The organism is Rhizobium sp. BG4, from assembly GCF_016864575.1.
Classification (GTDB): Bacteria; Pseudomonadota; Alphaproteobacteria; order Rhizobiales; family Rhizobiaceae; genus Rhizobium.
In genome coordinates this window covers 129,590-150,638 of the sequence record NZ_CP044126.1, presented here as the reverse complement: position 1 = coordinate 150,638, position 21,049 = coordinate 129,590, and the positions used below count along the sequence as shown (strand labels likewise).

Below are 21,049 nucleotides of genomic sequence, written 5' to 3'. Positions count from 1 at the left end.
CGGGGCTCTGAAGGTCATTATCTGGATCGCTTACTGAACAAATCCAGCGATCGGCCCATATCCGCCGTGCCAGGAATAGTCATTGCGGCCGAGCGCCGGATTGAAGAGGCCGCTGCCATTGCCGCCATCGAGGAAGAGAGCGTTCGGGCAATGCAGGCCATCGCGGAAAAAGCGGGCGAAATCGTGGAAGTTCACGCTGTCTTCGCTGATCGCAAAGCGGACCTTGCCGCCGTCACAGACACCCACGCCGCTCCGGCGCGTGCGGTCGGACGACCCGGGGATCAAAGCCGGATGCAGCCTATTGTCGATCACCAGCATCGGACCGGATTGCGTCGCGAACTCCGCAGCCGGCTTCTGCTTGATGAAGTCTCCGGTCGAAAGGATGCCAGCCCCGGCGGAGCCCCAATAGAGAACGCCATTCGGCTGCTTGTAGAAATTCGGGATCTTGCCGGGCTCGCCCGTCCTGGTGCCGGTCTCGGCCGGGCGAAGTTCCTGCCCGTTCTCGACATAGAGACCGAGCGGCGTGAAATCCGGCTGATACATGCCGGCATTGATCGCGAAGACCAACGTCTTGCCTTTCGCCGTCAAACTGTCCGCCAGCTGCGAGAATGTCCGGTAGGGCTGACCATCGGCGCCTCTCCAGAAGAGCTGTAAACTACCCTTGGCGGCGTCCGGCGAGCAGACGATATAGGACTGCTGCTCGAACGGCTTTCTCTCGCATATCTGTGCGCTCTCCTGCGCAACCGCGGTGCGGATGCCGATGACGGGCGTGAAGAACGACAGGAGAGCGAGGACTGCAGCGCCGAAGACCGTAGCATGAAAGCAACACGGATTTTCAAATTTTAGCAATATGTTAGCGGCCTTCCACCGATCCGGTTTCCTGTGCTACTGACGACTTCTCTTTGTACGCCCTGAAGCGGGCGCAACCATCAGCCGAAGACCGCGAGGCATCATGTCAATCCAGCCGCAGCAGCGGATCTACATCTGCTTCTTCCTGTTCGCTGTCTCCATGGGCGCGATGCTATCACGCCTGCCCGATCTGCAGGAGAGCCTGCAGGTCGATAAATCGGAACTCGGGCTGACGCTGATTGGCGCCGCCATTGGCGCCCTGGTGTCGTTGACCTTCTCCTCGCCGCTGATCGCCCGCTTCGGCGCCCGCAAGACCGCATTCCTGACCGTTCTCGGGACCTCCGCTTTGCTCGCGCTCGTTCCCTGGGCGGGCAGCGCGCCCCTCGTTTTCGCGATCCTCTTCTGCGAAGGCCTGCTCGCCGGTGCGCTGGAGATCAATCTCAATGTCGAGATCGACCGCGTCGAGGCAAGGCTCGGCAAGGGCGTGATGAACCGCGCCCACGGCTTCTGGAGCCTGGGTTTCTTCGTCACCGCGCTGGTATCGGCGGCTCTTCGCCAGGCCGAAGTCTCGGTGCATATGCATCTCGGCCTGACCTTCGCGTTCGTCCTCGTGGTCGGCACCATCGCCATTTCAGGCATGCAGAACGCGCCGGTACGCCAGACGGCGGAACATGCGGACGCCGGCCACATCGCGCTTCCGACGCGCGGCCTGCTGCCGCTCTGTGCCATCGGCATCGCGGCTTTCCTCGTCGAGGGCGCCGGTATCGACTGGTCGGCGATCTACATGCGCGACGTCTTCCAGTCGGTGCCCTTCATCGGTGGTCTCGGCCTGACGCTGTTCACCTTCTTCATGGCCGTCACTCGCCTTTTCGCCGACCCGTTCGTCGATCGCTTCGGCTCGCGAAACGTCGCCTTCGTGCTGCTTCTGGTGTCGGCCGCAGGCCTCGCCGCCGTCTGGTTGGCGCCGCATGAATATGTGGCACTCCTCGGCTTCGCCCTCATGGGCTCAGGCTGCAGCGCGGTCTATCCGCTTGCAGTCTCGGCGGCTGCCCAGCGCCGCGACCGCGCCTCGCATCTCAATGTCGCGGCCCTCGCGCAGATGTCCTTCGTGGTGTTCTTCCTCGCCCCGCCACTCCTCGGCTTCGTCGCCGAACATTTCGGCATCCGCTCCTCCTACCTCGTCTGCCTGCCGGTGATCATCCTGGCACTGACCTGCATCCGGGCGCTTTCCGCACAGCGGAAGCTGGCGGTGGCTTGAGGCTAGTCCGCGATGCCCCAAGGGCTCTCATCCACCACCTTTGCCAACCATGAGCGAAATGACACGAGCGGCGGGTAGCTGGCGCGCGATTGCGGCCAGGCGAGCCAATAGGTTCCGGTGCCGGTGATGGACGGCTTGAGGAGCGGCAGGAGCCGGCCGGCCTGGATTTCGTCCTTCGCCAGATAATCCGGCAGCAGCGCCACGCCGAGGCCGGCGATGGCGGCCTGGGTCATCGTGGCGAACTGGTCGAAGAGCATGCCGGTGACGCCGCGCGGCTTGATGCCCTGCGCTGCGAACCAGATCGCCCAGGCGCTGGTGCGGGTCTCCAGCTGGAGGAGCGGCAGGTCGAGCACATCCTCGGGCTTGCCGACCGGCCTTTCCTGCAGCAGCGTTGGTGAAATGCAGGCCGTCAGGCGCTCGTCGAAGAGCTTGAGATGATCAGCCTCTCGCCAGTCGGCAGTGCCGAAATGGATTGCGGCGTCAAAGCCTTCGGCGGCGAAATTGAAGCGCTTGAGGCGCGTCGCCAGATTGACGTTGATCCCAGGGTGATCTTTCAGAAAGCCGCCGAGCCGCGGCGCCAGCCAGCGGGTGCCGAAAGCCGGCAAAATCGCCAGCGTCAGCGTGCCGCCGCCAGGATTGGCCGAGAATTCCATGCTGCCGCGCTGGATCAGGTCGAGTGCGCGGGTAATGTCGCGGCCATAGGCTTGCGCCGCCTCGGTCGGCACGAGACGCTGCTTGTGGCGTTCGAACAACGCCCGGCCGAGCTGCTGTTCCAGCGTCTGGATCAGCCGGCTGACTGTGCTCTGCGTCAGGTTCAGCTCCCGGGCCGCCGCGGCCGTGGAGCCGTTCCGCAGCACCGCCTCGAAGGCCGAGAGATGGCTGATATGGGGAAGAAATCGTCTCTGGCGCACTCTCTAACCTATGCATGCCATACATCAACTTATGTGTAATTATGGTTTTCGTGGCTGGCGCGCAATTGATAAATGCATAAACTCGAATGGTATCACGTCGTTTGCCGCGAGGATCGCTTTTGTCCAGTTCTCCCAACACCGCCCGCAAGTCCTCCAGCGCTTTCGTCTGGAGCGATCCCTTCCTGCTCGACGAACAGCTCTCCGAAGATGAGCGGATGATCCGCGACTCGGCGGCCGCCTTCGCCAAGGCCGAGCTGCTGCCGCGCGTCCAGGAAGCCTATCTCGACGAACAGACCGATGCCGGCCTCTTCAAGCTGATGGGCCAGACCGGCCTGCTCGGCGTCACGCTGCCGGAGGAATACGGCGCCGCCAACGCTTCCTACGTCGCCTACGGCCTTGTTGCCCGCGAGATTGAGCGCATCGACTCGGGCTATCGCTCGATGATGAGCGTCCAGTCCTCGCTGGTCATCTACCCGATCTATGCCTACGGCTCCGACGAACAGAAGAAGAAGTATCTGCCGGGCCTCGTCTCGGGCGATCTGATCGGCTGCTTCGGCCTGACCGAGCCGGATGCAGGCTCCGATCCGGGCGGCATGAAGACCCGCGCCGAAAAGATCGAGGGAGGCTATCGCCTGCGCGGTTCCAAGATGTGGATTTCCAATGCGCCGATCGCCGACGTCTTCGTCGTCTGGGCAAAGTCGGAAGCCCATAACAACGAGATCCGCGGCTTCGTGCTCGAAAAGGGCATGAAGGGTCTTTCGGCTCCGAAGATCGGCGGCAAGCTGTCGCTGCGCGCCTCGATCACCGGCGAAATCGTGCTCGACGGCGTCGAAGTCGGCGAAGATGCGCTGCTGCCCAACGTTTCGGGCCTGAAAGGTCCGTTCGGCTGCCTGAACCGCGCCCGCTACGGCATTTCCTGGGGCGTCATGGGAGCGGCCGAAGATTGCTGGTTCCGCGCCCGCCAATACGGCCTCGACCGCAAGCAGTTCGGCAAGCCGCTCGCCGGCATGCAGCTTTACCAGAAGAAGCTCGCCGACATGCAGACCGAAATCGCGCTCGGCCTGCAGGGGTCGCTGCGCGTCGGCCAGCTGATGGACCAACACAAGATGGCGCCGGAAATGATCTCCATCGTCAAGCGCAACAATTGCGGCAAGGCGCTCGACATCGCCCGCCAGGCCCGCGACATGCACGGCGGCAACGGCATCCAGATCGAATTCCACGTCATGCGCCATTCGCAGAACCTGGAGACGGTCAACACCTACGAGGGCACGCATGACGTCCATGCGCTGATCCTCGGCCGCGCCCAAACGGACATCCAGGCTTTTTTCTGAGCCGTATCGACATGGTAACGCCCCTCAGCGGAATACGAGTGGTTGAACTCGCACGCATTCTGGCCGGCCCCTGGGCCGGACAGACTCTCGCGGATCTCGGCGCCAGCGTCATCAAGATCGAATCCCCAGAGGGTGACGACACAAGACGCTGGGGGCCTCCCTTCGTCGAAGCCGGCCAGGAAACGACGGCCGCCTACTTCCACGCCTGCAATCGCGGCAAGCTCAGCGTCACCGCCGATTTCAATGCACCCGGCGATCTCGAACATATCAAAGAGCTGATACGCGGCGCCGATGTGCTGATCGAGAACTTCAAGGTCGGCGGCCTTGCCAAGTTCGGACTGGATTATGCTGCGTTGAAGGAGATCAATCCGCGGCTGATCTACTGCTCGATCACCGGCTTCGGCCAGTCCGGCCCCTATGCCTCGCGCGCCGGCTACGATTTCATCGTCCAGGGCATGGCCGGGATCATGCATCTGACTGGCGAGCCCGAGGGCCAACCGCAGAAGATCGGCGTCGCCTTTGCCGATATCTTCACCGGCCTCTATTCCGTCATCGCCATCCAGGCGGCGCTGGCGCTGCGTGAGAAGACCGGCGTTGGCCAGCATATCGACATGGCGCTGTTCGACAGCACGGTTGGCGTGCTCGCCAATCAGGGCATGAACTATCTTGCCTCCGGCGTCTCGCCGAAGCGTCTCGGCAATGCCCATCCGAATATCGCCCCCTACCAGGTCTTTCCGGTCGCCGATGGGGACGTCATCATCGCCTGCGGGAACGACAGCCAGTTTGCCAAGCTTGCAGCGATCCTGGGCGTTCCCGAGCTCGCCGCCGATCCGCGCTTCACATCCAATCCGAGCCGCGTTCACAACCACGCCGCCCTGACCGAGATTCTGGAGCTGCAGACGAAGCGCATCACCCGCGATCAGCTGCTTTCCGGTCTGGAACGCGCAGGCGTACCCGCCGGTCCGATCAACGACCTCACCGATGTCTTCACCGATCCCCAGATCCTGCATCGCGGCATGGTGGTCGAAAACGACGGCGCGCCCGGCATCCGCACGCCGATCGTCTTCTCGGACGCCTCGCTCGACACATCACGCCGCTCCCCGGGTCTTGGAGAACATAGCGACCTTCTGTCCGGCGGCTGGGAGATGCTGGAGAGCGAAGAGCGTCAGTAGAGATTGCGGCCGTACATGGCCGAGCGGTTCTTGGCGAAATCGCCGCGATATTCCTGCGGGCTCTTCTGATAAACGGCGTGGAAGGCACGGTAATAGGCTGACGGCGTCGCAAAGCCGCTGGCGAGCCCGGTCTCGCGGATGCTCATCGAGCTATAGAGCAACAGCTCCTTCGCGTGCTGCAGACGGAAGGCCATATACATCTTCTTCGGGTTGGTATTGAGATAGCGCTTGAAGAGATATTGAAGCTCCCGCGCCGAAACCCCGCAGCGCTCTGCCACACCATCCATGTCGAGCGGATCCTCGACCGTTTCCTGCATGATGCGCTGCGCCTTCAGCAGGATCGGATTGGCAAGCCAGGACTGGCCGTTGACGATCTCGCGCTGGCGCGTCTCGGCAGCGCGCGGCGCGGTATAGACGAGCTCGTTGCAGACGAGATGATAGAGCGTGTCGCCGCACAGTCGCCGGAGCAGCGCCATCGAGCAATCGAGGCTCGATGCCTGTCCGGCACAGGTCGAGCGGTTGCGGTCTATGACATAGAGCTGCTCGACGATGGTGCCGCCGGGCGCCAGCTCCTTCAGTGAGGCCATGCCGGTCCAGTGTCCGGTGGCGGTGTAGCCGTTCAGCAATCCCGCCTCGGCAAGCACCAGTGGCCCGGTATCCATGCCGCACAGATGTGCCCCGCCCGCCGCCTGCCGCCGCAGCCAGCGAAACAGCTTTCCCTTGGCCTCATCTGCCACCGTATAGGTGAACATCAGCAGGATCAGATCGTATTTCTTGGGGTCGTCGAAGGTCGCCGTTCGCGGCACGGCGATGTCCATGCTGCTCGGCGTATCGCGCGGATCGCCGGGCATGAAATCAATGCTGAAGAGCTGCGCCTTGCCCACCCGGTTGGCAGCGCGGAACGGCTCGACAGCCACAAGAATACTATGGAGCGAGGGCTCTCTACCCACGATTACGGCAATCGATCTCCGGCGTTCGGCACCATCCGGAAGCGTGCTCACAAGGCTGCTGGTAGCGTCCATTTTCCCAACCGCATGATGAACTCGCTTTAAAGAGAATCATCTATCATCTTATTTTTCTTCAAAAACGGTGCATCTAAAGCGAATCTTTCAAGCCGGGAACCGCCGACCGCATCTTTCACTTTACGCGAGGCATAATGGAATCGCCAAAGAACCGTTCAACCTCCGTGCGTCTCCACACTTTCGGCTTGTCGTAGTAATTCAGTACAGGTTGGATTCCCTCTGCCTTCAACGCGAACAACATCTCCTGCGTCGTTACGCTTCGAAACGCGGAACCGCAACGAACGCTTAGCACTGAGGTCGGCTCATACTCGGCCCGAAATCGGGCGATGCTCTCCCACGTTGCAGGCTGATTTAATAGCCCTGCTCTCTCGGCGGCTAAAAATTCGCTCGTCCCAAGCCTAAGATGCCTGCCCGCCTGCGCAATCGAGAGAGGAATCTGATACAGAGCCTCGCGAGATTTTGGTACGTCAATCAATATGCGGCGTAGCCCGGCCACATCGTCGATATATATACCTTCCAAGATCGAACTTTGCGGCCGTGCAACGTGCCAGAACTCGACCTCGCCCGAGAGTAGCCCTTGCAATACAGTGCTCCAAGGGTCGTCCGGGCCAGCGAAAAAAGCCGAGACCGCGCGCGGCAACCGTATCGCGGATCGCGTCGGCAGGGTCAGCAGTGATTTTTCCAGCAGGCGACTGACGGTAGCGCGAGCATTGGTGAAGAGACTCCCATCATGCCTATTAAAGGTTTCAACCGGCAAGAAGCCACTGTCTGCGAGAGCCATAAAGGTCGGGACAGAAATCCCGAGGTAGTTATTGAACCTTCTTACATCTGGCCGTGTTCGCAAAAACTGTGCATCGACAACGTCTACACCTTCCGTTTCGCGTGTTCGATTAATTCTTTCTACTAACCCAACTTCAAAATCTGAACCGAGCTTGGCAGAGTACGTGGCAGCTTGGTCAGCACCGAACTTCTTACGCACGGTTGAATGCCAAACTATTTCCCGGATTCGTCTACGAATCTTAATGCTTATCCGGCCATTGTTCGCAAGCGCCCTTATAGAAAATTCCGACGGGGCGCACTGTGGGGTCCTCGCCCACTCCATCACCAGACTTTCGAACGAAGTCGGCCAGCATCGAATGACATCCGCCGCTCTTGCGAGCTCGGTGGCAGTTAGCTCAAAACGACTTGCGGTAGGTCCTTTCTTGGAGACGAGCCTAGCAAAGGCAAAAATCGCTTCAAATATTTCTCCATCACTTAAATCTCCGAAGTCCGCGTGCAGTAAGGAACGCGAGGTTCGTCGGCGATCTCGTGCCGCGGGGTCTACAAAACTGGTCGCGAAGTCAAGGTCATACCAGAGGTGCTCGTCAACGATGGGCTGCGGAAAATCTCGCAAATCCACCGCCTTCAACTCCCCATTCGACGTGATCTCGATGCACCTATCGCAACACCAAACGTCCCCCATAAACCCTGAAGCGATGGATTTTTGACAAACTGGACAGGTACTCAGCAACGTCTCCTTTGTATCCGGATCAAAATTTATCGGCCAGACGCGCCAAATCGATCTAAGAAAAGGGGCCTTACGTAGGGCTAGCGGGGACAACCGTCGCTTCGCCGAAAGCGTTCTCGAATCCAACCAGACATCAAAGAAAGGCCTCAGATGAGGCTCGGGTGGCGGAGTATTGTTGAGAAGGAAGCGTAGCTCCTTTGGCCCTGCAGGATTGCCAAGCAAAATAGAAAGTGTTTCGGCTGTTATACCGAAGCGATTAGGGCCTGGAGCAAACGCACCGGAGACTTTGTGTTTCACGCCCAGTAACTTGTAGGACAAGATTGGCGGGAAACCGTTCTCGCACGCCGCCCTGATAAGCAGGTCCTCCAGACACTCCTCAGGTCGTGGGCTGACCGCAATAGGGTACGATTGCCCCTTCGTCTGGATTCGGCGCTTGTGATAGTCGGGCTCGAATTCAGATGTCGATCTCAACGTCGTCACGTTCGTATTCCTCCAACGATGGGATCACAATTTCTTTTGCTGTGAATGGATTGGACTTGCAGATGCCAATTCGCACCGAAAAATTCTCAACAGCCATTGAAAGGTGGCCTAGCTCAAGCGTGATTTTCTCTTCGTTCAACATGTTCTCGATAGCCATTCGAACGATGACCGTCACGAGACCGAGACGACCTTTCGAGGCGATGTTCAAACACAGGGGTACATCTCCGCTGACCAATATCTTCGGTGGTGAAGGGAGGATTCCGTGCTGGACGAGCTTGTGGGCAAGGCGACCGCAAAAATCGTTGAAGATAATTTTGTCGTTATCATTAGCAAAGTGCAGCGGGCCGAATTTTATTGGAGACACAGACCGCGTGTATACTTGGTGTTCGAACACGACATTCTCGGCATGCTGCGTTCCCACAAAGACAATTGGCCACCTTTTCAACCATCGTTTCAGGGTATTTTGGACCTCAGTGGCATCTTCTTGACGGGAGACGGGGCCAGAGAAAGTCTGCACTTTGATATGCTGAGTTTCATCAAGGAAGATGATTTGGTAGCCTCGCTCCTTGAGATACCTCTCGACGCGGAAGCGCCGTTGTTTTGTGGTTCCTCCATACGGGTCTGGGTCTCCGAGCGCCTCCAGGAAATCAGAAATAAGGCCGCTCACTGTAGTCGCGCCGCTCAGCTCGACAAACAGAGCGAATGTCTGAAGCTCGGCGATATCAGCAGCTGAACAGTTTTTTTTTATCGCTTCGACTTCGCGAAGCTCTTCACGATTTTTAGCGTTGCGAAATCTGGAATCAAGCCAAGCAACCCCGACAACCTTCTCTATGTACCATTTTACTGTCGTCGTTTTTCCCGAACGCGATCCTGCAAAGAGACTCGCGGCGGTTTGCTCCGCCCTCGGCGCGGCTATCTTCCGTTTGCGCAGCTTCTCAAAGACTTCCACAGCGGCTTCATGATGCGGATGCTTTATCCGTATCTGGCTGAATTCGCTATAGATATCGTCATCCTGGAAATTTGCCAATGCTTGCGGCACGGTAAGCTCCTTAGCTAGCTTAATGCGATATCAATCGAGATCATCAGCTAGCCTCGCAAGAAAGTCAGCGGGGTTCTCGATCACTGGGATTTTGATGGCTGGGGGCGATGCAGTGGGTTCACCTTCGCGGGCTTGTTCGACTTTTCCCGCGTCTCTCATCTGCTGAATGAGGCGGTTCGTCTTGCGGGTTTCCGCTGCCTTCCGAGCGTTGCGCGGCTGGTCTTTATGCAGGATTAGCGATGTGTCGCGCACCTTTGCCGGCGCTTCTTGTGGCACGTCGTATGCGGCGTCGCCGCGTACCGTTGGGTCGATGGAACCCATCTCGACGTGGTCGCCATCGACCAAGGTGAAGATAACCGGCTCCTCATCTCTTGCCTTCTTGGCGGCCTTTGCGGCCTGCAGCATCGCACGTTCCGCCCGAGCTGCCGCCTTGGCACCGTCGCGCAGTTTCAGGTACTTGTACTTAGCGAGTATTAGTTCTTCCTCTGAGACGAAATGACGATCAAGTGCTCGATCAGACCGCTTGATGGCCTTGGCTTCAGCCCAGGTCAGGCCTTGCGCGAACCGCGGCTTGCTGTTTGGCAGACGCACGTAGCGATTGCGGATGTGGTCAACAATATAGATATGAGAACAATCATGGGGATAGATGATCGCTTCAACTGTAACCTTCCCTGCTTTACCTCGGCGTTGCCGGGGTTCGGCTGGCAGGGTTACCCTGAGGAAATCCTCAGTGATCTTTGGATGGTGGAATACGTGACCATCGTACAGCACCCCCGACCCGTTTATCTTGAGCCGAAGTCTCGTACCGCAAATGATATCTACGATATCCAAGCGCTTCGACACCGCGCGCCCGACCATTGGATCATTGACCTTCTCGGACCACAGTCGCGCCGGCGCAGCCTCTAAGGTACGATTTCTGTTGAGATGGTGGACGTTCACTATCCACCACCACATTAGGCCCGTTGCGAAATCCAGCGCCCACTGGGCGAGTTCATCCGACTTTAGCTTGCGATCGGGGATGGCGTGCGGCTTGTAGGGGATGCCGCCCGGCGCGTTGTGCCATATGGCTTGATTATAAGTCCGAAAGCACCTTTCGACGATAGCCTTGGCTTGGGGGGTCTCGATTGGGGCGACCTCCATGTCGATGCCCGCGTCAGCGAACAGAGCTCGCATCGAAAGGCCCGGATTCTCGACGCCATTGTCGAAGGTCATTTCCTTGCACTGTCCCGATCCGTCAGTCGCGCCCTTCTTCTTTCCGAAGCGCTCGATAAGAAACACCTTGGGTCTTAGCATCTGCTTCAGGGCAAGTTGCACCGTGTATGTTGACGGGTCGTCAAACGTCAGGATAGCCGCAAGTATCATGCGCGAGTAAACATCGATGATCGACACGAGCCATGGTCGCTTTTTACCGACAATGTTTCCGTCTTCGTCGTAGATATTAATCCAAGTGTCGAGCCGACTCTGGTCAACCTGCACGCGCTGGAGGGGAAACTCTGCGGTTGCCCCCTGGCCTTTCCCCCGTAGATTTGTTGCGCTCTTTTCGGGTCTCTTTTAGCTAGCCTCTCTTTTGTTTCCTGACCGCGGAGATAATTTCCAAGAGCCGTCCTCTTGGGATACTTCATCTTCTTTCCGCGTCGTTCTTCCTCCTCGTGCGCCTGCCCCAAGAATCGGACGACAACATCTTGCAAATCCGGGGGCTTCGGATCGCCCTGTGAGTAGTATTCCTCGACGGCCTCCTTGAGCTTCCCGATTACCCAAGGGTCGTTATATGTTCTCTTGCTGTGTTTGCCGCGCTTGCTGACTAGGTCGACGAGCTCTCTTTGATGAGGTGCGCTTCGTTCGAGTGCTCGCCTAAAAGCGGAAGCAGACGGCTGATGGTGATATCCAGCCGCGCGCGCAGCTGAACTATGCTCGTTCAGAAAATCTTTATACCCTGCCGCCGATCGTGATTTGCGAGAGTCCGGAGTTTTGTCCCAGAGGACCGCGTAGAACCGGAACATGGCGGCTTCAGTCCATGCGGCCTGCGCTTGAATAATTCTCCTTTGCGTTTCCTTCGGCGTTCCTTCAAGCGTGGGGTCCATAAGGAGGTGGATATCAATGCGGTCCAACCAATTGACGGCCGAACCGCCGTTTCGGCGATGATCAGCTTTTCGAAGTCATCCTCCTTGAACGGCACTGGCCTACCAGTCGTGCCGTCCAAGAATATCAACTGCTTGCCAACCGTCTTGGTCAGAACGTAGTGCCTCGTCCCGCCTCCTTGAAGAATGCGATAGCAATCACCTTTGGCAAACTTGGTCATGGTAGCAGTGCTTCACCCAGCAGTGATCGATAAGGCTACGAACTGCTTCTCGTAATAAGCAAGATCGTGGACGATAGACTGCCGCACCGTGGAGAAGCCGCGCGTCTCGATAAAAAGCGAGAACTCTGTCACTTTATTCCGGCACAGTGCTTCGAACACGACCTCAGCCGACTCGAAACGCACGAGAGAGTGCTGAACATCTTTCCCTGGAGTGTCGGTCATTGCCCACCTTCAGTACTTAACGCGGGTTTTCAGGGTGTTGTTGACGGGCATTCGGACCACCGTCTCGGGTGAAACGGTTTCCGTCAGGTCCATGTCCAAGATGCGCCTGACATGGAGGGCACGGAGCTTGGCCCAGCCGACGGGTCCATCGCCCAGCGCGGCCACCACTTCTGCAGCGGCCTTCTCGGAGGAGTCCAGCACCCTCTCTGCCGCCCAGACGTCCATCTGGCTGACGGCCGTATGTCGCCATGACGTCACGCTGGACGCGATCCGGAGGTCGCCCGGGAAAATCTCTTCCGCCCGTTGGAGGATGAGGAACTCCATACCAAGCTTCCGGTAGACTTCTTGGGCGAGTTCGAGCTTCCGCCTGTACCGCGGCAGCGCTTGACGCCTGTCCCGGTCGTCCTTGATCTCGATGATCAGCGTGATCAGCTTTTCATCGGGCTCGTCCTGGGTGGGAGCCAGCGCGGCCGTCGAGAATGGTATCCCAGCCCTGAGGTCCGCAAGGAAGCTCGGATGGACCTTGAGCTGGAGGTCCGGGAAGTACCTGAGCGGTGCCTTTTGCTCCTTGATGAAGATTTCCAATCGATGCGGTTGGGCCAGCAACGATACGACGCGACCGGAAACCTCCGCCAGCACCATGGCAGGCTTCTCGCCATGCCTGGATTCCCAGGGCTGCTGGGCGAAGCCGCCTTTAATGGAGATAAAGAAGCCCGTGTACTTGGTCTGCCGGCCGTTCACGATGCGGCGGACAGGCCCGCCATCGGGTGAAGTCAGGACCCTTGCGATCGGTCTCGGCCCTTCGGCCTGTTGATCCGAGCGCACTTTCCTGCGGATCGAGGTCAACATCGTGTTGACGACCTTTTTGACGGCGCGGCGCGCCTTTTTCACTTTGTTTTCAATGAGCATGATATGATTTGCTTTCCTTGACAGCGCCCCGCAGGGCGCAAGAGAGGGTTCCGATAGGCGGCCGTGAGGTCGCCAATCGACTTTGAAAAGCATTCTTTGGATGTATCAGGACGCGAGACTCTGGATCGGGCCGGCCGAACATGCTACTGATTCGGTAGTGACCCGAGACATTTTGTGATGCACGGGTTGGCGAGTGGGGCGGCCGCATTGCAACTGCGCGCCGCCCATTTCACTTCCCGATGATACCTCTGAACATCGTCTTCACCGCGGACATCCGTAGGCGCGGGTTCCCCGCCCCTAGATGTGGCAAACTCGTGAAGATTGGTGTAGCCGTCTGTCGGCTATCGGTGCATAGTGCTAGTCATTGCGACCTCCGTACGAAACTTGTTGGATGCATGGGGTGAGTTGCAACCTCGTGCCCCACCGATGGCGAGTCGGTACGGAGGAGCCTATGCACCGAGACGGATTGAATCAACAGGGTACGTGAAGAAAATGGTTGACGGACTACGAACCCCTGAAGACGACGCCGAGGAGAACCTCGGGCTCTCGCAGGCGTACCGTTTGTTGGTTCAAGAGGTTGGCCAACTACGCGAGGCGCAAAAGGACATCCGGAAGAAGCTGGAGAAGGCCGAGGCCGCCCGCGACCTAGTCCGCCAGCTCCTTTCGACCAAAAGCTCCATTGATGTTCAGCCCTCTCCGTCAGGGACCACGGTGAGCTTGAAAAAGAAAAAACCCAAGCGGCATCGCTCAGGCAGCCAGACAGCTGAGGTGATATCGCGAGTAAAAGAGATATTGCAGGCGGAGGGACGACCACTTGACCGCGGCGCACTGCTGGAAGCGATCCAGAAGGATGAATTCAGAATCACGGCTGCCAATCCGGCAAGGTTCATCGGGAGAACACTTTGGGAGAGCGTAGAGTTCATCCATATCCCGGGCGAAGGCTACTGGCTCAAGGGAGTGGACCTACTATCGCAAAAATCGTGAGGTCCACAATTAGGTTCTCATTTGGGGTCGTTAATTTTAGGATGCACGACCTTTCTCGAATGAGGAATTAAAGACACCAATGGTTAGCGCGAATTGGATACCAGCGTGTGCAGATCACCTCTTCCTCGTGCCTACGCGTCGCTGTGGATAATGGGATTTCTCCTCGTTTCCACTGGTGCATCGGAACCTGTCGATGCGCCCTCCGCGCCCGAACTAATCGGTTGTCGCGGCGGCTGGGGCCGACCTTAGCGCTCCTCACCCCGCAGCCCGAAGGGCCACTCACGCTGTCATCGCTGCATTGCGTCCCGGATCAAAACCGTGGCTACCAGCTGGCTCTCTCTCCGGATGGCACCAAGGCTTGGTCCTACCACGCCCGCAATGGACTATGGATCGGCGGTGTCGATCAGGCCTCGCCTGGCCATGTGTTCAATGAGCGGGTCCCGCTTAGGATAAACATGACGGCACCATTTCGATGGCTACCGGATTCGACGGCTGCCCTTGGGATCACCAATGACATCGGCGGCAAGGCAAACTGTTGATTTCCGCTGATTGGGCGCATACCGAGCAATGTGGACCACGAGTAGCTCGGCTGCTCGACCGAAGGGTGCAGACTACTGACGCGATGCGGCCGCGATCGCGTCATGGGCGCTAAACGTTTCGCATTCAAGGAAGTCACCATTGGTCCAGGCCTTCCAATCGCTGATCTGGACAATCACCAGGTTCTCTCGAGGGTAGATATGTAGGAACTGGCCGTCACGGCCGATCGCTGTGAAATCCGCCTTGCCTTCACGCAACCACCAAAAGTACCGATAGCGGACGGGGCAATTCAGGTTCTGAGATACGCTGCTGCGGGGAATTGTGTCGCCGGCATTCGAAGCCTGTGTTGCAAGTCCAAACCAAGCCTTGGGGATCGCCTGACGACCTTCCGGATCGCGGCCGTTCTGGAGAACAAAGTTCCCAAAGCGGGCGAGATCACCAACGGTCGCCTTGAGGCAGCAGGGGCCGATCAGAGTCCCGTTTTTGTCCACGCCCACCTTTGCCTTTCCCTTGGCTCCAATTTGATCCCAAAGGCCCCGCTCCATGAAATTGACCAGGTACTCTCCCCCCAACATCGATTCAGCGACATACCCTGCGACGGCAGCGTCGAGAGCGGAGTAGTTGAACGGATGCTGTTCGTCCGAGCGAGTCCTGTATCGGCGCGCGAACTCGGGAATACTGAGGCTCCGGTTGTCTCGCACGTCCATACCAAAACGGTTCGCATCAGCGAAGAGCCCGTACCATCCGTACTCGCTCCATCTTACCCCGGATCGCATCCGAAGGACGTGATCCAGTGTGACGCTTGAGTAGGCGTTGCCCAACCCCGAAACATACTCCTTCAACGGCCGGTTCAGTACCGCGTCGAATTCGGCGCGCGTCCGTGCCCCGTAACGAGTAGCGATGGCCTGCCCGACAAGTGTCGATGTGATTGACTTTGCGACAGAAGCGACACCGTAGAGCCGTCTTGGGCCATTCGGATATTTGTCAGGATCGCGACAAAGGTCCGGGTCGCCGCTGTATCGCTCCAACCGCTTCCTGCCATTTTGGATGACAAGGAGCGCACACACGCGTGCATATTCCATGAATTCGCTTAGGCGGCACTTCCCGGAAGCGGGCCCCTTACACTGATAGCGAACGTTTGGAATACTTGGTCCGGGGACGAGTTCACTGGAGTATGGAGGAGCGTCAATCGTGACATTTTTCTCGGATGCTCTTAGCACCTCTGCAGGCACCAAGGCGAAGGCCAGTGTGGCTACCAGCGCCGTTTTGTAGATGACATAGATCGGTCGACCGACGGCACCTGTGAACTTGGAGCCTGTCGCATCTATCCATTGCATTGTCGTTTCCCTAAGACCGCCTTTGCCGATATCGGATGCTTTATTAGGTTCATAATCGCGAATGATCTCAATTTAGCTTGGAAATCAGGGTTGCCGTTGTAAGCGCAGCAGCGGGTACGGCGAGGAAACCGACAATCTCGCTCGCGTTGTCAGCCGAGAACGATGTCAGGACCCCGTCTGTGAACTCGGCCGTCATTGTCTTGGATGCAAAAACGCCGCGGTCGAATTGGATGAAACCGATAAGGGACGGATCGGGAGCCATCACGATGAAATCACTAATCTTGAGTTCGGCGTCTCCGGCCGGACCGGAAAACGAAATCGTGGACCTGACTTTGTAGGCCCTTTGCGTCCTGAAGCAGACCTTTCCCGCGCACTTTTTCTTTAGCGCGCCTGCGCCTGCGAGTGGCTCCGCGTTAGCGAGGAGTGCGCTCTCGGCAGAGCTAGGCTCTCCATCGACGGGCGTGACGGTCTGCGACGCTGAGAACTTGCATCCGTCGACCTGCGTGAGCGGTTGCGTTTCCGCGGTCTTTCGAGATGGGTCAATTCGGATTGTAATTTTCGCGCTAACGCCCTCGCACGTCGGCGTCTTCACGGGCGGATTGCTCGCAATGTGCATGGCCGCACGAAGGTTGGAAACCTGGGTGATGATGTCATTGACCCCTTTGATGGCTTCGGCGGTCTGCCCCACGGAGGTCGAGGAAACCTTCTTGAGTAGCCCGTCCTGGCCGACGGACAGGGTGACCTTCTCGGAGCTCAGACCCTGATGATGATAATAAAGGTAGAGCGGCCCGAAGCTTGTGTCCGGAAGGATTTTGGGAGTCTGCTCGTAGGCTACGGCGATGGCCCTCTTGCTCTCCACATACGTGACGGTCATCGGAATCTCGGCACGCGGTAGATAATAGCCCATTGGTGCCTTGTCCCGTTGTTCAGTTTTCTCAATCCGATCTGGCGAAGACTCTATAACTGTCCCGCCACACCCCGACAGAACCGGCAGAATGGCCATCGTAGCCGTCACCAATCGCTTCATGCGCATCCCCTCAAGGCGTCCACACGCCCGTTGAACAGACTCTTACCGAAAGGTCAGACGTACCCTCAGTCCGCGATCACGACGGCAAGCGGGCAATGATCCGACAGCGCGAGCAGCGGATTTGGATGGTCCGTCGATGCCGCCAGGGTTCGGCCTTGCCTGCCCAACGCTAACTTCTCGGCCGGGTGTGAACTCGAAAATCCTGCCCCAATCAGGATATGGTCGAGACCGACAGGATTCCTGCATCCGAGGTTTTCACTTTGTTTCAGGAGCTTTTCGTCAGCAGCAATCTTAGCAGATTTGAGCCTCTTGCACGCATCGTCCGAGGCCGTGTTGACGGGGCATGCTTCGTCAAGAAGGGTAAGCAGTGTCCCTTCGGGAGCTCCGTCGTTCACCTCTCCGATAAGCTTCCGGGCTCTGACCTTCGGAGGTAGCTCGGCCATGGGGTCCGAGCCGTCCGTTCGGACCGCCCCAGTCTCATTGGTTTCGTGCCAGACGTTCCGATTGAAATCGCCGAGCAGGACGACCCTGTCGGTATCGACCGACTTACGTTCTATCCATTTTTCGAGCGGCACAACTTGCTGCTGAAGCACCTTGCACGGGTCGCCGGGTCCTGCGTCCCCATCCAGCGCGTCCGGCGGATTGTCGAACGGAGAGACGCACGACGACTTCAAGTGAACATCGAGAAACCTAGTAAGCTTGCCATCAATGTTTAGCGCCAAGGCCAGGCCAGGCCTCACTCTTTCTTTTTCTGTCAGTGACGGCAGGCTTAGCGCGTCTTCCACTTCGCATTCGACAGCAGGCCCGAATTCCCTTTTCCAAGCAAAGGCCAGTCGCTGAACCTTGTGACCCGTGAACGTGCAGACAAAATAGCCTGCGCCGTTACTCGGCAACGCGTCGCGAACGGCCTGTTCGCCGCTGACTTCTTGGAAGGCTATGACATCGGGAGCGATTTTGCCTTCGATGAACGTAGTCAGTTGCCCAGAGCGTTTTGCATACGCAGCCTCGGTGACCGAAACGATATCAAATGCGGGAGATTTGAAGATGTCACAGGGTGGCAGCAGTGAGATGTTCCACGCTATCGGCGCGTCCCTGCCCCAAGTCAACTTCCAGCCAGGCGTTCCGCTTACGGCCGGTTCCCACAGACCCGTAGCAGCATTGAGCTGGAAAGGAGCGCTGCATTTGGCGATCCAGTCTTTGGCTTCTGGTATCGAAAGATGCCAGCCAAGGTTCCATGTGGCGACCTTGAGGTCTCGAGCATAAGCGCCCGGACAAAATACCATGAATGCTGCAAGGATTGTCAAAATGCGCATCATCGATCTTCCCCTTTGATCGAACACCCATTTGATGGAGGCATCTTATACACAAAGCAGACGAATTCAATCTCCGGTGGAGAAAGAATTTTTAACTACAAAACAATGGGGTATCGCCACTTCACGACCTCGTTGAAGCTTGCGGGCCTGCCTCTGAGTGTGGCCCGACCTAGACCATTGGGTGGTATCGCTCGCTCAGCCGGTAGCCTAACCTCTCCTCATCGCTCGGTGCAGCAGGCGCAGAGCGAGGTCCCGATAATTTGCGAATCCACACCGAACACGTTGAACGCCGACTACATCGCGTGCGCGGAGCCGTGCGACGTCGCCCGCTTTGCACGAATTTGCAACGTTAGACTCGATTCAAAAAGCGTTCGGCGACATCCCAGTGCCTACCGTTGCGACCAGCTAGTACCGCAACCGCCAGAAACTCAGGTATAGGTTGGCACTGCCATTACCGTGTTTAAACGGGGAATGACCTCCAACCACGTTGTTGGATCGTCTGGCCACGACGACCTCTACGGAAACTGAATCGTGACGCTTCGTCTTTCGACAGCTGGCGCGTCCCGTATTCATCCACGGGAGTTTTTGGGTAGTTGAGGCCTTTTACACGAGCGCAATCACGCTGCAGCCGTCATTACGATAAGCCGACATAGAAGAGACGTACCATGGCCCGTTTCAGCGCCCGAGCAATCGAGAAACACATTCGAAAGAAACATCCCGGATGCCCAGACCATGCCATCGCCTTCTTCGTGAAAGAGATGGTAGACAGGGACTGGAGCGACGCTACCCTCGGAAAGGCCGTCGGTATAACGATGCAGACCACATTGCGGCACACTACGACTGACTACGACCAGTTACTGCTTGTCGGCGTGGAACGGAAGGAAGCCCTCCGGCGCGTACAGCCAAAAATTGACGCCTATCTAGGCTCATGGAAGACTCAACCCAGGCAACCTCTCGACGAGGAGCCGTTGAAAGCAACGGAGAACACGTAGCTTGCGGTTCACCAATACAGGCGGAGACACCCGAGCCGGGTGCTACATCTCCTTCATGGCGGCAGGCCTTGGCATCGGAGCCTGGGGAGGCTGTCTCCCGCTACTACTTCGCACCATGAGCCTCGACGAGGCTCAACTGGGCCAGATTTTGTTTGGGTTCGCGTCCGGGGCGATCGCTATGGTCATCCTCTTCGGTCAATTGATCGACCGTTTTAGCAAAACGTGGATCGGGTTGATCGGCTCAACCGCATTCGGGCTGGGCGTCTCCCTAATGCCGCTCTCGGAGACCTCCGGACAGCTAGCCCTCGTCGTGATCTTTGCCGGCGCAGGATTCGGAACGCTGGATGTGGCAATGAACACCCGTGCTTCGATCATCGAGCGGCAGGCGAACCGACCTATGATGTCGTCGTTCCATGCCATGTTCAGTATTGGCAATTTGCTTGGAGCGTTCTTGGTGGGGCAAATCATTTCTCACGGAGGAACTCTTCGCGTCTGCCTGGGGACTGCAGGCGCGCTGGCTATGTTGCTACCGCTGGTCGCTGCTTGGTCGACCACTGCCCTCTGGACGCAGCCGGCTACGATGGGTCCCAGTGATGGGGCCGTGCAAACTCCTGAAGCTCAGCCAAAGGCGACGCTCATCTTCGTCTATGGGTGTCTCGCATTGATGTTCGTGCTTGCCGAGGCAGGCATGATGGATTGGAGCGGAATTTTCGTGGTAAAGTATCTCTTCGCGACGGAAAGCATGGGTGCATATGCCTTTGGCATACTCACCGGAGCGGTTGCGATCGGACGGCTGCTTGGGGATCGGGTCGTACAGAGGATCGGCTTGATGCTGACGATTCAAATCGGCGGAGCGAGCTGTGCAGCCGCGGTGACCGCTATGCTAGCCATTGGAAGCGTCCCAGCCGCTCTAGTTGCCTTGGCAATTTGCGGGTTGGGAATGGCGAACATCAATCCATCTATTTTCGCGGCAACAGGACGCCTCGGTTTCCAAGCGACAGGCAAGGCCATGTCGGTTGTTAAAGCGATGGGATACTTCGGTCTCCTCGTTGGACCGGCTCTCCTTGGATTCCTCGCCAAGAACGAAGGCCTTCAGGTAAGCCTTTTGCTGGTAGCATCGGCATTTGCAGCGATTGCCGCGTTGAGCTTTTTAAGCAGAAAATGACGTCTGCGAAGAAGCCGACCAACGAAACGCACCTTAAAGTATACTCAGCGTCGATAGGTCGCCGCGTTCCAAGGCAGGAATGTTTGCCTCGATCTTCTCGATCGGCCAATCCCACCATGCGATTTGAAGAAGCTTTGCGATGACGTCGTCTTCAAAGCGCATCCGGATGACGGCGGCAGGGTTCCCGCCGACAATCGCGTAGGCAGGCACGTTCCGGGTAACGACCGACCCGGCCGCAACAATCGCGCCAGCACCTATATTCACTCCCGGCATAACGACGGCGTCATGGCCGATCCAGACATCGTTGCCGACCACCGTATCCTTTACAGGCAGGTCGTTGTACCCAAACGTTTCCGGTCTAAAAATCCTGAATGGGAACGTCGTTACACCCCACATCGGATGGTTCGCTGAGCTGGTGATAAAGTAGCTTCCACGTGCGATCTGGACGAACTTGCCGATAATCAGCTTTTCCCGACTGCCCCGGAAGAGATATGGCGCAAGAATCTCTTCGGTCTCGCTGAGCTTCCCATAGTGCGTGAAGTACGTGTAATCGCCGATTTCCATCCGGGGGTGATTGACCACGTTCTTCAAGAAGATCGTGGTGCGAGAAACCGTGCCATCGGGGTGCGTGATCGGGAAGATGCTGTCGGCATCGATGAAAGGCATGTTGCGGACCCTAGTTTGAAAGGAGGCAG

Annotated in this window: 18 protein-coding genes; 6 read left to right on the top strand and 12 right to left on the bottom strand. The window is 57.9% G+C overall.

Annotated elements, in window-relative coordinates; translation table 11 throughout:
* Positions 1–30: 30 nt before the first annotated feature.
* Entirely contained in the window at positions 31–762 is a 732-nt protein-coding gene (locus F2982_RS20860) for a phosphodiester glycosidase family protein (RefSeq protein ID WP_246777675.1), read from the bottom strand.
* A 190-nt stretch (positions 763–952) separates the two neighbouring features.
* Between F2982_RS20860 and F2982_RS20855 the strand changes: the two genes are divergently transcribed.
* Complete coding sequence (locus tag F2982_RS20855; RefSeq protein ID WP_112711105.1) at positions 953–2,107, top strand: MFS transporter; 1,155 nt, start codon at positions 953–955, stop codon at positions 2,105–2,107.
* Positions 2,108–2,109: 2 nt separating this feature from the next.
* Here the strand turns inward: F2982_RS20855 and F2982_RS20850 are convergent, their stop codons facing one another.
* Positions 2,110–3,018 (bottom strand): LysR family transcriptional regulator, encoded by a 909-nt coding sequence (locus F2982_RS20850; protein ID WP_203430733.1) that lies wholly within the window; start codon positions 3,016–3,018, stop codon positions 2,110–2,112.
* Positions 3,019–3,137: 119 nt separating this feature from the next.
* Between F2982_RS20850 and F2982_RS20845 the strand changes: the two genes are divergently transcribed.
* Positions 3,138–4,349 (top strand): acyl-CoA dehydrogenase, encoded by a 1,212-nt coding sequence (locus F2982_RS20845; RefSeq protein ID WP_112711107.1) that lies wholly within the window; start codon positions 3,138–3,140, stop codon positions 4,347–4,349.
* Positions 4,350–4,360: 11 nt separating this feature from the next.
* Positions 4,361–5,521, top strand: a complete 1,161-nt coding sequence (locus F2982_RS20840) for a CaiB/BaiF CoA-transferase family protein (RefSeq protein WP_203430732.1) — start codon at positions 4,361–4,363, stop codon at positions 5,519–5,521.
* Here F2982_RS20840 and F2982_RS20835 read toward each other — a convergent pair.
* From F2982_RS20835 to F2982_RS20810, 6 genes are all read right to left on the bottom strand, one after another.
* Positions 5,515–6,543 carry a helix-turn-helix domain-containing protein gene (locus tag F2982_RS20835; protein ID WP_203430731.1) on the bottom strand — a complete coding sequence of 343 codons (1,029 nt, stop codon included), beginning with the start codon at positions 6,541–6,543 and terminating at the stop codon, positions 5,515–5,517. The two genes, F2982_RS20840 and F2982_RS20835, sit on opposite strands and share 7 nt — an antisense overlap.
* A 115-nt stretch (positions 6,544–6,658) precedes the next feature.
* Positions 6,659–8,530: a hypothetical protein gene (locus F2982_RS20830; RefSeq protein WP_203430730.1), complete on the bottom strand. Its 1,872-nt coding sequence runs from the start codon at positions 8,528–8,530 to the stop codon at positions 6,659–6,661.
* Entirely contained in the window at positions 8,505–9,569 is a 1,065-nt protein-coding gene (locus tag F2982_RS20825) for an AAA family ATPase (RefSeq protein WP_203430729.1), read from the bottom strand. The genes F2982_RS20830 and F2982_RS20825 overlap by 26 nt, the downstream gene beginning before the upstream one ends.
* A 30-nt stretch (positions 9,570–9,599) precedes the next feature.
* Positions 9,600–10,958 carry a hypothetical protein gene (locus F2982_RS20820; protein ID WP_246777628.1) on the bottom strand — a complete coding sequence of 453 codons (1,359 nt, stop codon included), beginning with the start codon at positions 10,956–10,958 and terminating at the stop codon, positions 9,600–9,602.
* Positions 10,959–11,880: 922 nt separating this feature from the next.
* Complete coding sequence (locus tag F2982_RS20815) at positions 11,881–12,090, bottom strand: hypothetical protein (protein ID WP_203430727.1); 210 nt, start codon at positions 12,088–12,090, stop codon at positions 11,881–11,883.
* A 9-nt stretch (positions 12,091–12,099) separates the two neighbouring features.
* Complete coding sequence (locus F2982_RS20810; protein ID WP_203430726.1) at positions 12,100–12,999, bottom strand: hypothetical protein; 900 nt, start codon at positions 12,997–12,999, stop codon at positions 12,100–12,102.
* Positions 13,000–13,491: 492 nt separating this feature from the next.
* Here F2982_RS20810 and F2982_RS20805 point away from each other — a divergent pair, with 492 nt between their 5' ends.
* Positions 13,492–13,983, top strand: coding sequence for a hypothetical protein (locus F2982_RS20805; RefSeq protein ID WP_203430725.1), 492 nt, complete (start codon positions 13,492–13,494; stop codon positions 13,981–13,983).
* 611 nt (positions 13,984–14,594) lie between these two features.
* Here F2982_RS20805 and F2982_RS20800 read toward each other — a convergent pair.
* The 3 genes from F2982_RS20800 to F2982_RS20790 all read right to left on the bottom strand — a co-directional run bounded on the left by F2982_RS20800 (position 14,595) and on the right by F2982_RS20790 (position 18,200).
* Positions 14,595–15,857, bottom strand: a complete 1,263-nt coding sequence (locus tag F2982_RS20800; protein ID WP_203430724.1) for a serine hydrolase — start codon at positions 15,855–15,857, stop codon at positions 14,595–14,597.
* A 67-nt stretch (positions 15,858–15,924) separates the two neighbouring features.
* Positions 15,925–16,884, bottom strand: coding sequence for a hypothetical protein (locus F2982_RS20795; protein ID WP_203430723.1), 960 nt, complete (start codon positions 16,882–16,884; stop codon positions 15,925–15,927).
* Positions 16,885–16,949: 65 nt separating this feature from the next.
* A complete protein-coding gene (locus F2982_RS20790) occupies positions 16,950–18,200 on the bottom strand; it encodes an endonuclease/exonuclease/phosphatase family protein (protein ID WP_203430722.1) in 1,251 nt (416 codons plus the stop codon).
* Between the two features lie 662 nt (positions 18,201–18,862).
* Here F2982_RS20790 and F2982_RS20785 point away from each other — a divergent pair.
* Together F2982_RS20785 and F2982_RS20780 are read left to right on the top strand one after the other, a co-directional pair.
* On the top strand, positions 18,863–19,189 hold the full coding sequence (locus tag F2982_RS20785; RefSeq protein WP_203430721.1) for a DUF2293 domain-containing protein: 327 nt from the start codon (positions 18,863–18,865) through the stop codon (positions 19,187–19,189).
* Between the two features lie 55 nt (positions 19,190–19,244).
* Positions 19,245–20,354, top strand: a complete 1,110-nt coding sequence (locus F2982_RS20780; RefSeq protein WP_246777673.1) for an MFS transporter — start codon at positions 19,245–19,247, stop codon at positions 20,352–20,354.
* A gap of 33 nt (positions 20,355–20,387) precedes the next feature.
* Here F2982_RS20780 and F2982_RS20775 read toward each other — a convergent pair whose 3' ends face one another.
* Positions 20,388–21,020, bottom strand: a complete 633-nt coding sequence (locus F2982_RS20775) for a CatB-related O-acetyltransferase (RefSeq protein WP_203430719.1) — start codon at positions 21,018–21,020, stop codon at positions 20,388–20,390.
* Positions 21,021–21,049 lie beyond the last annotated feature (29 nt).

What these genes read in the sequence shown, in the direction of transcription:
- F2982_RS20855 (WP_112711105.1), top strand. Translation starts at nt 953, where the DNA reads ATGTCAATCCAGCCGCAGCAGCGGATCTACATCTGCTTCTTCCTGTTC.
- F2982_RS20840 (WP_203430732.1), top strand. Translation starts at nt 4,361, where the DNA reads ATGGTAACGCCCCTCAGCGGAATACGAGTGGTTGAACTCGCACGCATT.
- F2982_RS20835 (WP_203430731.1), bottom strand. Translation starts at nt 6,543, where the DNA reads ATGGACGCTACCAGCAGCCTTGTGAGCACGCTTCCGGATGGTGCCGAA.
- F2982_RS20815 (WP_203430727.1), bottom strand. Translation starts at nt 12,090, where the DNA reads ATGACCGACACTCCAGGGAAAGATGTTCAGCACTCTCTCGTGCGTTTC.
- F2982_RS20810 (WP_203430726.1), bottom strand. Translation starts at nt 12,999, where the DNA reads ATGCTCATTGAAAACAAAGTGAAAAAGGCGCGCCGCGCCGTCAAAAAG.
- F2982_RS20805 (WP_203430725.1), top strand. Translation starts at nt 13,492, where the DNA reads ATGGTTGACGGACTACGAACCCCTGAAGACGACGCCGAGGAGAACCTC.
- F2982_RS20800 (WP_203430724.1), bottom strand. Translation starts at nt 15,857, where the DNA reads ATGCAATGGATAGATGCGACAGGCTCCAAGTTCACAGGTGCCGTCGGT.
- F2982_RS20795 (WP_203430723.1), bottom strand. Translation starts at nt 16,884, where the DNA reads ATGAAGCGATTGGTGACGGCTACGATGGCCATTCTGCCGGTTCTGTCG.
- F2982_RS20790 (WP_203430722.1), bottom strand. Translation starts at nt 18,200, where the DNA reads ATGATGCGCATTTTGACAATCCTTGCAGCATTCATGGTATTTTGTCCG.
- F2982_RS20785 (WP_203430721.1), top strand. Translation starts at nt 18,863, where the DNA reads ATGGCCCGTTTCAGCGCCCGAGCAATCGAGAAACACATTCGAAAGAAA.
- F2982_RS20780 (WP_246777673.1), top strand. Translation starts at nt 19,245, where the DNA reads ATGGCGGCAGGCCTTGGCATCGGAGCCTGGGGAGGCTGTCTCCCGCTA.
- F2982_RS20775 (WP_203430719.1), bottom strand. Translation starts at nt 21,020, where the DNA reads ATGCCTTTCATCGATGCCGACAGCATCTTCCCGATCACGCACCCCGAT.